Below are 12,732 nucleotides of genomic sequence, written 5' to 3'. Positions count from 1 at the left end.
CCGCTGAGCACTCGTCCCGTCGGCCGGCCCTCCGCCGGCCTGCGCAAGATGCCACCGGCCTGCGCGAGATGCCGGGTGGTTCGGGAGATCAAGTCGGCTTCGGGTGGGCTGGGGCTACCTCGCGCAGCGGCTTCACGTGGCAGGGCGTGGCCGTATGTCGACGTGAGGCGAGCCGGCTGGCCCGATTTCCTGGATAGCGGGGTCTGCGCGGCGGGGGTCAGGACTCGATTTTCTTGATGTCGGGGCCTTGGGCGTGCGACGAGACCCCGATTTCAAGGATCCCGGCCTCTGACTGCCGGGGCGAGGGCCCAACTTCCGCAAAGTCGGTAGCCCCGGCCCCCGGCACCCGGCCGGGTGGCTTGGTTTCCGGGCGGTGTCCGGGGTCGGTCACGGCAGGGACGCCGCTTTCGGGTGTAGCGCGTGGCGACGGCGGCGGGCGAACATCGCGGCTGCGGCGATGGCGACGCCGGCGGCCGGGGCGGCGGCGACCCACACCCGGCCGCTCTCGGGGGCGTTGGTCGCGGCCAGGGCGGCCGGCGGGTCGAGCAGGCCGGTGCCGCGTGCGGTCTGCGTTATCCGCTGCTCGGCCCGGGCGGCGGAAAGCTTCGGGAAAGCGGCGCGGACCAGGGCGGCGGTGCCGGCCACGTAGGCGACGGCGTACGCCGGGTCGCTCGCCACCCGGGTTCCGGATTCGCCCGGGCCGGGAACGGTGACGTCCACGCCCGGGGCGGTCACCTCCGCCACCCCGGCGGCGGAGACGTCGGCGGACGCGCCGCCGGCCGCGATAGAGCCGACCCGGAGTACGCCGTCGGTGGCGGGCGTACTGCCCTCCGGTCCGGCGGGCGCCACCACCAGCACGTCGTGCGCCACCGCGTTGGCCACCATCGCCTCGACCGCGGGAGCCGATGTGCCGGCGTAGCTGCCGAGCGCGATCACCCGGGCGCCGGCCGACAACGCCACCTCGATCCCGGTCGCGACCCGGGCCGGATCGGCGGGAATCGGGCCGCTGGTCACCCGTACCGGAAAGATCCTTGCCTCGGGGGCGACGCCGCCGTCGGCGGAGGCGATCAGCCCGGCCATCGCCGTGCCCGTGCCCAGGCAGTCGCTGTCGCCGGTCCGGCCGGTGGTCAGGTCGGCGCCGACGTCGACCCGCCCGGCCAAGCCCGGGACCGCCCGGTCGACGCCCGAGTCCACGACGGCCACCAGCACACCGGCGCCCCTGGTCAGCGACCGCACCCGATCCAGGCCGAGCACCTCGTCCGGCCACGAACCGCCGGCGCTCGCCGGACCCGCCGGGCCGCACGCGGCGGCCGTCTTCGCCGCGACCACCTCGGGGAGCCGGCCGTAGCCGACCTCGGACCCGTTGGCGTCCCACGGCAGGATCAGCGGCCACCCGGCCGGCAGCGACTGCCCGGCGGTGGTGAGCCCGATGCCGCCGGACATCGTGCGGCCCTCGTTGAGCCGGACGATGTCGGCGGCCCGCGCCGCGCCGCCGAGGAACCGGCCGGCGACCTCGGCGGCCGTCTCCGGCTTCCCGGCGTAACCGTCGGCCACCACGTAGTACTTCACGTACCCGTCCTCGGCCGCCGCCGGGGCCGCCGTGCCGGCCAGCCAGCCCAGCAGCACCGCCGCCGCGATCAGGAAGCGCATCTCTGCCCCTCGGCCCGGCTCACGGCCGACCAGCGGGCCGGCATCATTCGTCCGATCAGGACCGGGGCCGCGCGGCCGCCGGTGTCGGCGGTCAGCCGGCGGGCGGCGGCGAGTTCGTCGCCGCGCAGGCCGCCGCTGAACACCACGCCGGCCAGTCCGGCCGGGTCGGCGGGGAACGCGGTCAGGCGCTGCCAGCTCGCCGGCGTCTTCCGGCCGAGCGCCTCGCCGACCACGATGACCCGGTGGCCGGCCGCGTCCAGGCATTCGGCGATGGCCCGGCCGTGCGCGCGGCTCAGCTCGGTGTCGCCGGTCATCGTGAAGACGTCCGGCACCAGCGACAGGTCGATCCAGAGATGCCAGCCGCCGGCCACGCCCAGCTCGGCGGGCAGACCCATCGCGCTCGGCGTCTCACCCGGCGGCAACCATTGCGAAGATCCGGTTACGCGTACGTCGAGGGCGCCGGCCGATCCTCGTACGGTCAGATCCTGTCCGTCCTCGACAGCCGGCGGCGGATCGCTCGGCGCGGCCGGCTCCGGTGCCGGCCTCGCGCGGCGGCGCAGGACGATCAAGACGGCCACCGCCATGCCGACGATCGCGGTCGCTGCGACCAGCGCCGTCACCACCAGCCACAGCGGGTTCCCCGGCTCGGACTTCGGCTCGTTCGGCGGCGGCGCCTCGGCCGTCGACGGCGCGGCATCCAGCACGCCCGGGCCGTGCGCGTCCGCCGGGAGCAGCAGGATCCAGCCGGCCTCCAGCACCGTCGGATCGGTCATCCGGCCGCCGTCCGGCTGCGGCCGGTCCCGGTTCAGGTCGTAGATCTCCGGGTAGCGGTCGCCGGTGCCGAGCGTCTGCAGGGCGATCGAGAAGAGGTAGTCCCCGGCGCCGACGACGTAATACTTGCCGGCCGGATCGGCATGGGCCGGCGCGGCGGCAAGCAGCACCGAGCATCCCAGCAGCAGCGCGGCGAGGCGCCGGATGACAGCGTTCACGCGTCTACTACGTGATCCGGCGCGGACGGTTCACCGTTGCGGAAAAGCAATCCGCGACCGGTAGATTCCGGTGGCCCCTGGTCCCGTTCGAGCACAGGAGTTCCGCGCTGTTCCCCTCGCGCGCCGCCGTGGTGTCCGCCTGCCTCGCCGTGATCCTGTGCTGGGCCGGTGCGCCGGCCGCGGCCGACCCGAGCCCGTCCGGTGAGTACCGGAAGTACACCGTGGTCCGGGCCGTGGACGGCCATCCGGAGAGCCCCGCCCAGATCGCGCTGCGGGCCCTCGGCGACGACGGCCGGGCCGCCGAGATCCTCGCCCTCAACCGGGGCCGCGCCGAACCGGGCGGCGTCACCGTCACCGGCTCCGGCCCGCTCGCCGCGGGCTGGGTGCTGATCCTGCCGTGGGACGCGGCCGGCACCGGCGTCGAGTACGGCGCGGTGCCCGACGCCGCCCCGCCCGACGCCGTCGGCGACTGCGGAACGGCGACCGGCCGCCCGGTCTCCGGACTGTCCTGGGCCCAGCTGAAGCTCGCGCCCGAATCCGCCTGGACCCGGGGCAAGGGCACCGGCGTGCTGGTCGCCGTCCTGGACTCCGGCATCACCGGCGCCAGCCCGGCGCTGACCGGCCGCGTCCTGCCCGGTGCCGACGTCAGTGCCGCCGACGGCACCGGCCGGGCCGACAACGACTGCACCGGGCACGGCACCGCACTGGCCGGGGTGCTGGCCGCAGCTCCGCAGAAGGATGCGGGCCTGGTCGGGGTGGCCCCCGAAGCGACGCTGCTGCCGGTGCGGATCGGCACCGGCACGACGGCCGGCCGGGACGCCCTGACCGCCGGGCTGCGGGCCGCGATCGACGGCCGGGCCGAGGTGGCGCTGCTCGGGGTGCGCACCGACCTCACCGACCCGCGGGTGCAGACCGCGCTCGCCTCGGCGGTCGCGGCCGGCGTCCTCGTCGTGGTCCCGGCCGCGGCCGCCGACGTGCCGGTGCCGCCGGGCGTGCTGCGGGTCGCCGGGGCCGGGCCGAACGGCAAACCCGTCGACACGTACGCCGAGGGCGCGGCCGACCTGGTGGCCCCCGGATCGGACATCGTCAGCCTGGCCCGGACCGGTTCCGGGCAGGTCCGGGCGAACGGCCCGGAGTTCGCGGCGGCGTTCGTGGCCGGCACCGCCGCGCTGATCCGGGGCGCCCAGCCCGGCCTGACCCCGGCGCAGGTCGCCGACCGCATCGTGGACGGCACGGACAGCACCGGCTTCCTCGACGTGGCCGCCGCCGTCCGCGGATCCGGCACCGGCTCGTCGGTGCTCAGCTCCCCCGGCGGCCTGGTCGCCACGGTGCTCCTCGGCCTGCTCGCGGTGGGCGCCCTGCTGTTCGGCGCGCGCCGGCGACGCACCTCACACCCAGCGATGTCAGACGATTAACACGCGCCCGGTAGGTTCCACGGTGGCCGGACGGACCGGCAGGAGGGAGTCGCTGAATGGTGGCGACAACTGTGCCCGAGACGGCGGACGGCCGGGCGGCCGAGGTCATGCGCGGCCTGCACGACGCACACGCCGAAGCGGTGCTGCGGTTCCTGCTCAAGCTTTCCCTCGGCGACCGGCAGCTGGCCGAGGACCTGCTCCAGGAGACGATGGTGCGGGCCTGGCGGTCGATCGAGTCGCTGGACACCGAGCCGGAGACGCAACGCCGCTGGCTGTTCATCGTGGGCCGGCGGGTCGCCATCGACGCGGCCCGGGCCCGGCAGGCCCGCCCGGCCGAGGTGGGCGCCCTCGACCTGACCCGGATGCCGGCCGAGGGGGACGCGGCCGAGCGGGTGGTCGCCGCGCACACCGTGCACAAGGCACTGCCGCGGATCAGCGCGGAACACCGGGCGGTGCTGACCGCGCTCTACTTCCGCGGCCTGTCCCCCGCCGAGATCGCCGGCGCACTGGGCATTCCGGAGGGCACGGTCAAATCCCGGACGCACTACGCGCTGCGGGCGCTGCGCGCCGCCATCGGCGCCGTGGACGGGACATGACCGCATGCAGCAGCCATGCCTTCTCCCTGCCCCGTGGCGTTACGCTGGTCCTCGCACCGCTTGGCGCTCGAGCCGATCGACAGGAATCCGACGAGTCCATGACTGACCTGCACCACGAAACCTTGCAGCCGCTCTGCGGCGCCTACCTGTCCGGCGCCCTGCAGCCCGCCGAGGAAGCCGACTTCGAGCGCCACCTGGCCTCCTGCCCCGACTGCATGGACGAGTGCGAGCGCCTCGGCGAGACCGCCTCCGGCCTGTCCCGCCTGCCCGCAGCCGACGTCGAGGAACTGCTCCGCACCGAGCCATGGCCCCCGACCACCGCCGCCGCCCCGTCTGCCGCGTCCGCGCCGGCCACTCCCGCTGTCGCCGCCGCGCCTGCTGCCGCTGCCTCCGCGCCTGCGGCACCCGCCGCCGCGCCTGCCCCCGCATCCACGCCTGCTTCCGCCGCTCCCGCCGCGTCCGCCCCCGCCGTCGCGCCTACTGGCGTGCCTGCCGCACCGGTGAAGACGCCGGCCGCGGCCGGGACGCGGCCTCCGGCTCGGAACGGCGACTCCCGCGGACCCGGGCGGTCCCGCCGTCGCCGGCTTGTCGGCTCGGTGCTCGCCGCGCTCGTCGTGGCCGGCCTCGGCGTCGGCGTAGTGGTCAAGCTGGCCGAGAAGCCGAGCACCCCCGCGGTGCAGACCGACCAGGTCGGCGCGGTCTCGGCCGAGGGCACCGGCGCCGCCGCCCGCCTCGCGGTCACCGTCGACAAGACGAGCAAGGTCAACGCGACCGTGTCCGGTTTGACCGAGGGCGAGCGCTACAAGCTCTACGCGATCGACGCAGCCGGCACCAACCACCTGGTGACACAGTGGACGGCCGGCCCCGCCGCCGAACGCACGATCACCGGCCGGACCGACGTGCCGCTGGCCGATCTGGCGTTCTTCGCCGTCACTCGCGGCACCGCCGACTCAGCCGTGGTCTCCGCAAAGGTGACCCACTAGGAACAACGCCGTTCAGCCAGGCAAGTCCGGTTGGCGGCCAAGGTGCGTCGATCGAAACGCGGGAAGCCCGAGGCCTGCCGCCTCTCATCGACGAGATCTTGTGGATCTCGTGTTCGGTTCTGACCGTAACTCCACTACGTTGGACCGACCCCACACGCCGACGGCGGCGGCCGCCGCCGACCCTGGCTGAATGGCGTCGCCGCCAGGGATCTACTGGCGGGACCACTTCTGGTTGGCGCCGCCGGTGCAGTCCCAGGCCTGCAGCTGGGTGCCGTCGGCGTTCACGTTGTCGGTGACGTCCACGCATTTGCCGTTCACGTAGTTGACCAGGTCGTTCGAGTCGTTCACCCAGAACTTCTGGTACCAGGCGCTGGTGCAGGCGGCCAGCACCACCGCCGTGCCGTTGTCGCCCGCGCCGCCGGCAAAGGACAGGCAGTCGCCGCCGGAGCGCAGGCTTCCGTCGCTGCCGGTGGACCACTTCTGGCCGGCCGAGCCGTTACAGGTCCAGATCTGCAGGCGGGAGCCGGACGACGGCACCTCCAGGCACTTGTCGCCGAGCGTGACGATCTTGAAGGTCGGGGTGGCCTGGGTCGTCGCGGCCGGGGCGGCGGTCGTCTTGACCGGCGCCGGTGCGGCGGCGGCCGTGGTGGTGGTCGTCGTGCCGCCCGCGCCGGGTGCCGCCGCGGCCGGCGGGTTGCCCGGCGCCGGCGCCGCGCTGCTGGCCCGCACCGGAACGGTCGGCGGGACGGCCGGCACTCGGGCGCCCGGCGCGGCCGTGGCGGTGGCCAGGCGCGGGTCCTTCGCGTAGTAGGCCGCGAACGCCAGCACCTGGTCGGTGAAATCGCCGGCCGGGTCGGCCGCGGTCGGTGCGGCGGTGACCGGGCCGCCGCGGAACGCGTCGAGCGCTGCCGGGTACGGGTCGGCGGTGAGCCCGCCGAGCGCCGAGGTCAGCGAGCACATCGCGGTGGCCAGGGTCGGCACCGCGTCCTTGGGCTGCCACGGCGACTGGCCGCCGCGGGCGTAGCGGGACCACAGGGCCGGCAGGAACTGGGCGATGCCCTGCGCGCCGTCCGCGCCGAGCAGGTCGGCCCGGAACGAGGAGGCGGCCATCAGCTGCCCGGCGATCCGCACACCGGTGACCTGCGGGCACTGCTTTCCGGCGGCGACCACGAGCGGCAGCAGGGTGGCCGGCAGCGGGACGGGCTGGGCGGTCTTGACCGGCGCCGCCGAGGTGGTCGGGGCGGCGGAGTCGGCCGGGGCGACCAGGGCGGAGTGGTTGGTGTACCAGTCGGCGTAGGCGACGACGGTACGCACGTAGTCGCGCGCGTCCGCCGGGATGCCGCGGGCGGTGCGCACCGCGTCCACTCCCGATTTGTGCGCGGCGAGCATCGGCTGCCAGAGATCGTCGCCGAGGTCGTCGCGGCGCAGCTGCCCGGCCAGGTCGCACATGAGGTGGGCGAGGGCGGTGGTCTCGGCGGCCGGGTCGTGCCGGGCCGCACCGGGCCAGGGCGCCCACAGCTGCCACTGGGCGTCGGTCAGACCGGCCACGCCGGAGCCGCCGCCGGAGGTGGTGGCGTCGACCTGGAAGCGACTGGCCGCCATCAGCTGGCCGGCCAGCCGGGCGGCGGTGAGCTGCGGGCAGGCCAGCGCGGCCCGGGCGATGACCGCGACCTGGCTCGCCGGAACGGGATCGCCGACCAGCTCGTTGCTGTCCGATCCGCCGCGGAGCGCGGCCCCGGCCACCGCGCCACCGACTCCGGTGAGCAGCAGGGTTGCTACGCCGCCGGCCAGCAGGCGGGCGGCGCGGCCGCGGGGAAGCGACGACGTGACACGTCGCCTCAGGGCGTTCAGGGCGGCCACGGAACTCCTCGGCGGATGGAGGTGCGGAGAACCGGGACATCCTCCACAGGTGCACTTGCACGCGACTTAATCGCCCCCCCGGCAACGTTCGTCAATATGACGCGGCGGAGATCACGAGCGCGCCGGAACAGACTCATGCGGGAGCACGGCGGCGCCAGGCGGCGGCGAGGGCGAACACCAGCAGGGCCGCGGCCGCGCCGGCCGCGGTCAGCAGGGCGGTGCGGGCCGATGTGGAGATGCCGGGCGGGACGGGCACCGTGATCGGGGCGGCCGCCGCCATGGTTCCGGCCGGGCCGCCGCGTGGCGCGAGGGCGGTCACCGCCGCGTAGGCGTCCAGGGTGGCGGGACCGCCGGGCACCGGGCGCGCGGTCGCTTCGAGCCGGTCGCGCACCTGGTCCGCGGTCAGGCCCGGATGGTAGGAGCGGACCAGCGCGGCCGCGCCGGCCACGTAGGCGGCGGCCACGCCCGCACCCTCCACCCCGTAGTGGCCGGGTCCGGTCGGCCCGATGCTGAACGCCCCGTCGGCCGGCGCGGTCAGGTCGACCCCGGCCGCGGCGGGTGCGGCCGCCGCCTCGGCCGCGCTCACGGCCAGCGCCTCCGGGTAGGCGGCCGGATAGGCGACGCCGGTCCCGGAGTCGGCGGCCGACGCCACCACCAGGGCGTCCCGGCCGGCGGCGTACCGCACGGCGCCGGCCAGGGTCCCGCTCGGCGCGGTGACCCCGGTGGCGACCAGGATGACGTCCGCGCCGTCGTCGGCGGCGGCCCGGATGCCGGCCGCGATCCGGTCGCCGGTCAACTTCCCGTCGGCGTCGGTGACCCGGATCGGCAGCACCGTGGACGAGGGCGCGATGCCGGTGAACCCCGAGCCGCCCCGGGGCCGGGCGGCGACGATGCCGGCCAGCGCGGTTCCGCGTCCCCGGCAGTCGCTGTCCGCCGGGCCGCCGGTGACGTCGGTGCCGGGCAGCACCGCGCCGCGCAGGTCGACCGCGGCCGCGCTGACCCCGGTGTCCACGACCGCCACGACCACGCCCCCTCCTCTGCTCACCGGCCAGATCGTCCGCGGGGCGAGTCGCCGCAGCGGCGGTGGCGTCTCGGCCGAGGTGACCGGGGACGGCGGCACGCACCCGCCGGCCGGCGTCGGCAGGGTCGGCGGGGCCGCGGCGAGCGCGGCCAGGAGCAGCAGCCGGATCATGCGGGGCTCCCGGCGGGTACCGGCTCGGCGTACGCCGTCTGAATGAGCTTGAAACCGCGCCGGGTGAGCACCATGGCCCGCCCCGGCGGGAGGTTTCGGCCCTTGACCCCGCCGAGCAGGGCGCCCTCGCTGGGTGGGCAGGAGAGCGCGACGTCCGGGCTGTTGGTCTCCTGCAGGCGGCGCAGCAGCGGGTCCATCGCCATCCGCATCAGGTTGGCGGTGCCGCGCACGGCGACCAGGTGGAAGCCGATGTCGGTGCCGTGCGGCACGTACGGCATGAGCGGCAGCAGCGGGTTGTCCTGCCCGGCCAGCAACTCGAAGTCGTCGACCAGGACGAACAGGCGCGGCCCGGTCCACCAGTCGCGGCGGCGCAGCTGTTCGGGGCTGACGTCCTTGCCGGGCAGCCGGCCCTGGAGCCCGGCCACCGCGTCGGCGACGGTCTCCCGGGTGGAGTCGGCCGACACCGAGTAGCCGAGACGGTATTCCGGCGGCACCGCGTCGAACAGCTGCCGCCGGTAGTCGACCAGCATGATCCGGGCCTCGTCCGGGCCGAACCGGGCGACGATGGACCGGGCCAGGTGCCGCAGCAGGTTGGTCTTGCCGCTCTCGCTGTCGCCGAGGCCGGTCAGGTGCGGCAGCTCCGCGAAGTCGTGCCAGTAGGGCTGCAGCGCCGTCTCGTCCAGCCCGAGCGGGACCCGCACGTCGCCCTCGGCCGGCGGCAGCTCCCCGGCCGGCAGCGTGGCCGGCAGCGTGCGCACCGGCGGCGCGTCCGGCCCGCCCCAGAACTCGGCCGAGGTGGCGGCGAGGGCGCGGACCCCGTCGGCCAGGTCGTCCGGGTCGGGGTTGCCGTCGATCCGCGGCAGCGCGGCCAGGAAGTGCAGCTTGTCGGGGGTGAGGCCGTGCCCGGGCACCCGCGGCACGGTGGCCGCCATCCGCAGGTCGACCGCGGAGTCGACGGCGTCGCCGAGCCGCAGCTCCAGTTTGCTGCCGAGCTGGTCGCGCATGCTGTGGTGCACCTCGGACCAGCGGGCCGAGGTGACGATCAGGTGCAGGCCGAAGGTGAGGCCGCGGGCGGCGATCTGGCGCAGCGAGACCTCGAGGGCCTCGAACTCCTGGCGCAGCGTGAACCAGCCGTCGACGACGAGGAAGACATCGCCGTACGGGTCGTCGGTCACCCTGCCCTCGGCCCGCCACCTCCGGTAGGTCTCCAGGCTGTCCACGCCGAGCTCGCTGAACCGCCGCTCCCGGGCGTTGAGCAGGGCGATCACCTCGGCCACCGTGCGGCCCACCTTGTCGGCGTCGAGCCGGCCGGCCACGCTGCCCACGTGCGGCAGCCCGGCGATCGTGCTGAGCGTTCCGCCGCCGAAGTCGAGGCAGTAGAACTGCACCTCGCGCGGGGTGTGGGTGAGGGCAAGGGCGCAGATCAGGGTACGGATGAGGGTGCTCTTGCCGCTGCGGGTGCCGCCGGCCACGCCGAGGTGCCCACCGACCCCGGACAGGTCGACGGTGAGCAGGTCACGCAGCTGCTCGAACGGCTTGTCGATGAAGCCGAGCGGCACCACCAGCTTGCCGCGGCCGGGCCAGTCGCCGGCGATCAGGCCGAGGTCGGGGTCGGGGACGAGCGCGGTGAGCAGGCTGTCCAGGGTGGGCGAGGCGGCCAGCGGCGGCAGCCACACCTGGTGCGCGGGCGGCCCGGAGTCGACCAGCTGGTCGGCGACGACCGCGAAGACGCTGCGGCCGGTGGGAATCTCGGCCTCCTCCGTCGACGGGGACGGCTCGGCCGTCGACGGCGGCACGTAGTCCAGGCCGTACGCGACCACCTGGCGCTGCACGATGTCCTGCTGGGTCCGGCGCGCGCTGCGGCGGAACTCCCCCGAGACGTACGCGGCCTTGAACCGGATCAGCGTCGACACGTCCTTGCGCAGGTAGCCGTTGCCGGGCGAGCTGGGCAGCTCGTACGCGTCCGGCACGCCGATCACCGAGCGCGACTCCATCGCCGAGAAGGTGCGCAGGCCGACCCGGTAGGACAGGTGCGATTCGAGCTGGCCGATCCGGCCGTCGTCGACGCGCTGCGAGGCGAGCAGCAGGTGCACGCCGAGCGACCGGCCGAGCCGCCCGATCATCACGAACAGCTCGATGAAGTCGCGGTGCGCGGCGAGCAGCTCGCTGAACTCGTCGACCACCACGAACAGCGTGGGCAGCGGGTCGAGCGGGGTGCCGGCCGCGCGGGCCTTCTCGTATTCGAGGACCGAGGTGTACCCGCCGGCCGCGCGCAGCAACTCCTGCCGGCGGACCAGCTCGCCGTGCAGGGCGTCGCGCATCCGGTCGACCAGGGCCGCCTCGTCGGCCAGGTTGGTGATCACCGCCGAGGTGTGCGGCAGCCGGTCCAGGCCGAGGAAGGTGGCGCCGCCCTTGAAGTCGACGAGCACCAGGTTGAGCGTCTCGGACGAATGCGTGGTGGCGAGGGCGAGCACGAGCGTACGCAGCAACTCGCTCTTGCCTGATCCCGTCGCCCCGATGAGCATGCCGTGCGGGCCCATCCCACCCAGCGCCGATTCCTTGAGGTCGAGGTCGACCGGCGCGCCGGAGGCGTCGACGCCGATCGGCACCCGCAGCCGGTCGTTCGAGGAGCGGGCGGCGCGCAGCGTGGGCAGGTCGAGGTGTTCCAGGTCGGGGATGCGCAGCAGGGCGCCGAGGTCGAAGTCGGCCTTCATCGGCTCCTGCGCGATCTCGGCGGCCACCCCGAGCCGGTAGGGCGAAAGGATCCGGGCCACCACCCGGGCGCGGATCACGCTGAGCCGGTCGGGCACGGCCAGCTGCTGCCGGGTCTCCACCCCCGCGCGGTCCCGGCCCAGCATCGTCACCGCCGGCTCGGTGACTTCCAGATTGAGTACGCCTTTGGCGACGGTCACCGGCGGATCATCCAGGTCCACGAGTACGGCGTTGCGGTACCCGCCGCTGGTGAACCTCGTGCCGGCCGGCACCCGCCCACCGTCGCGGATCACCACGACGTACGGCTCGTCGCGGTCGGCGGTGGCCCCGGGCTCATACCGGGGCCGGCTGCTGAACTCCTCGCCGAGCAGCTGTTCGAGGCGCTCGACGCTGTCGGCGGCGAGCCGGGTGGCGCCGGCCGCGTCCTGCTCGGTGAAGTGCTGCAGGTGCGGCAGCCACTTGGCCCAGGCCCAGTCGGCGGCGCCGGCCTCGTCGACGCAGAGCGCGATCCGCACCTCCTCCGGCGCGTGCATGGTGACGAGCTGCCCGACGATCGCCCGGACCAGCCCGCGGGTGAGTTCCTTCTCGCCGGTCAGCCGCACCTCGGCGAAGCCGGGCAGGAAGATCGCCACCGGCTGGTCGGCGAGCGTGCTGTACGCCTTGATGAAGCGCCGCAACGACTTGGCCGACAACGGTTCGAGATCCTCGACCGGTTTCGTCTGCAACGGCGCGATCCGCACCGCGAGGCGCTGTTCACCGGTCCCCGCCCGTACCTCAAGGAAGTCGGGGTGGGTGGGCCGGCGCTCCCAGCGCCGGGTGGTCATCGCCACCGACCACAGCGAAGCCGGGTCGGGATGCCGCCACAAACTCGAATCACGCTGCTGTACGGCGTACTTCCGCACCCGCTTGCGGTGCTGGGCCAGGTAGCGCAGGTAGTCGCGCCGGTCGCCGCCGCTCTTGCGTTTGCGGTCGCCGCCGCTCATCGCCATCTGGCCGAGCATCATGCCGCCCATCGCGGCGCCCATCATCCCGGCCATCACCCAGGTCAGCGCGCCCCGACCGGAGCCCATGAACATCAGCATCATGACGCCGCTCATCAGCGCCATCGGCAGCACCATCATGGCCTGCTTGAGCCCCTTGGGTTCGGGCTCGGCCAGCTCGGGGGGATCCTGCAGGCCCAGCTCGCCGGTGGGCATCTCCGGACCGCTGCGCCGGGCCGGACGCCGAAACAGGACCGTCGCCATTGCGCCTCCAGGTGAGTCGGGGTTCGCCCCCACAACGGACGGCGGGCCCGACCGGGTCGAAAAAGTTTTTCCGGATCTGGCGTGAACCAGT

Annotated in this window: 8 protein-coding genes; 3 read left to right on the top strand and 5 right to left on the bottom strand. The window is 74.8% G+C overall.

Annotated elements, in window-relative coordinates:
• Nucleotides 1-387 precede the first annotated feature (387 nt).
• Nucleotides 388-1,650 (bottom strand): S8 family serine peptidase, encoded by a 1,263-nt coding sequence (locus tag Adu01nite_RS27485; protein ID WP_203730725.1) that lies wholly within the window; start codon nucleotides 1,648-1,650, stop codon nucleotides 388-390.
• Complete coding sequence (locus Adu01nite_RS27480) at nucleotides 1,638-2,639, bottom strand: LysM peptidoglycan-binding domain-containing protein (RefSeq protein WP_203730723.1); 1,002 nt, start codon at nucleotides 2,637-2,639, stop codon at nucleotides 1,638-1,640. The genes Adu01nite_RS27485 and Adu01nite_RS27480 overlap by 13 nt, the downstream gene beginning before the upstream one ends.
• Before the next feature lie 128 nt (nucleotides 2,640-2,767).
• Between Adu01nite_RS27480 and Adu01nite_RS27475 the strand changes: the two genes are divergently transcribed.
• The 3 genes from Adu01nite_RS27475 (at nucleotide 2,768) to Adu01nite_RS27465 (ending at nucleotide 5,633) form a co-directional block, all read left to right on the top strand.
• Nucleotides 2,768-4,054, top strand: a complete 1,287-nt coding sequence (locus Adu01nite_RS27475; RefSeq protein WP_203730721.1) for a S8 family serine peptidase — start codon at nucleotides 2,768-2,770, stop codon at nucleotides 4,052-4,054.
• 56 nt (nucleotides 4,055-4,110) lie between these two features.
• Complete coding sequence (locus Adu01nite_RS27470) at nucleotides 4,111-4,650, top strand: sigma-70 family RNA polymerase sigma factor (RefSeq protein WP_203730719.1); 540 nt, start codon at nucleotides 4,111-4,113, stop codon at nucleotides 4,648-4,650.
• A gap of 98 nt (nucleotides 4,651-4,748) precedes the next feature.
• Nucleotides 4,749-5,633: an anti-sigma factor family protein gene (locus Adu01nite_RS27465; protein WP_203730717.1), complete on the top strand. Its 885-nt coding sequence runs from the start codon at nucleotides 4,749-4,751 to the stop codon at nucleotides 5,631-5,633.
• Between the two features lie 210 nt (nucleotides 5,634-5,843).
• On the opposite strand, the gene Adu01nite_RS27460 is transcribed toward Adu01nite_RS27465, so the two are convergent.
• From Adu01nite_RS27460 to eccCa, 3 genes are all read right to left on the bottom strand, one after another.
• A complete protein-coding gene (locus Adu01nite_RS27460; RefSeq protein ID WP_203730715.1) occupies nucleotides 5,844-7,493 on the bottom strand; it encodes a ricin-type beta-trefoil lectin domain protein in 1,650 nt (549 codons plus the stop codon).
• A 133-nt stretch (nucleotides 7,494-7,626) separates the two neighbouring features.
• Nucleotides 7,627-8,685: a S8 family serine peptidase gene (locus Adu01nite_RS27455; protein ID WP_203730713.1), complete on the bottom strand. Its 1,059-nt coding sequence runs from the start codon at nucleotides 8,683-8,685 to the stop codon at nucleotides 7,627-7,629.
• Entirely contained in the window at nucleotides 8,682-12,641 is a 3,960-nt protein-coding gene (eccCa, locus tag Adu01nite_RS27450; protein WP_203730711.1) for a type VII secretion protein EccCa, read from the bottom strand. Before eccCa ends, Adu01nite_RS27455 begins: the two co-directional genes overlap by 4 nt.
• Between the last annotated feature and the right edge of the window lie 91 nt (nucleotides 12,642-12,732).

This window comes from Paractinoplanes durhamensis, from assembly GCF_016862175.1.
Taxonomy (GTDB): Bacteria; Actinomycetota; Actinomycetes; order Mycobacteriales; family Micromonosporaceae; genus Actinoplanes; species Actinoplanes durhamensis.
This window is presented reverse-complemented; position numbering and strand designations above follow the sequence as displayed.

Coding starts and splice junctions, on each gene's coding strand:
- Adu01nite_RS27465 (WP_203730717.1), top strand. CDS start 4,749: ATGACTGACCTGCACCACGAAACCTTGCAGCCGCTCTGCGGCGCCTAC.
- Adu01nite_RS27470 (WP_203730719.1), top strand. CDS start 4,111: ATGGTGGCGACAACTGTGCCCGAGACGGCGGACGGCCGGGCGGCCGAG.
- Adu01nite_RS27485 (WP_203730725.1), bottom strand. CDS start 1,650: ATGCGCTTCCTGATCGCGGCGGCGGTGCTGCTGGGCTGGCTGGCCGGC.
- Adu01nite_RS27455 (WP_203730713.1), bottom strand. CDS start 8,685: ATGATCCGGCTGCTGCTCCTGGCCGCGCTCGCCGCGGCCCCGCCGACC.
- eccCa (WP_203730711.1), bottom strand. CDS start 12,641: ATGGCGACGGTCCTGTTTCGGCGTCCGGCCCGGCGCAGCGGTCCGGAG.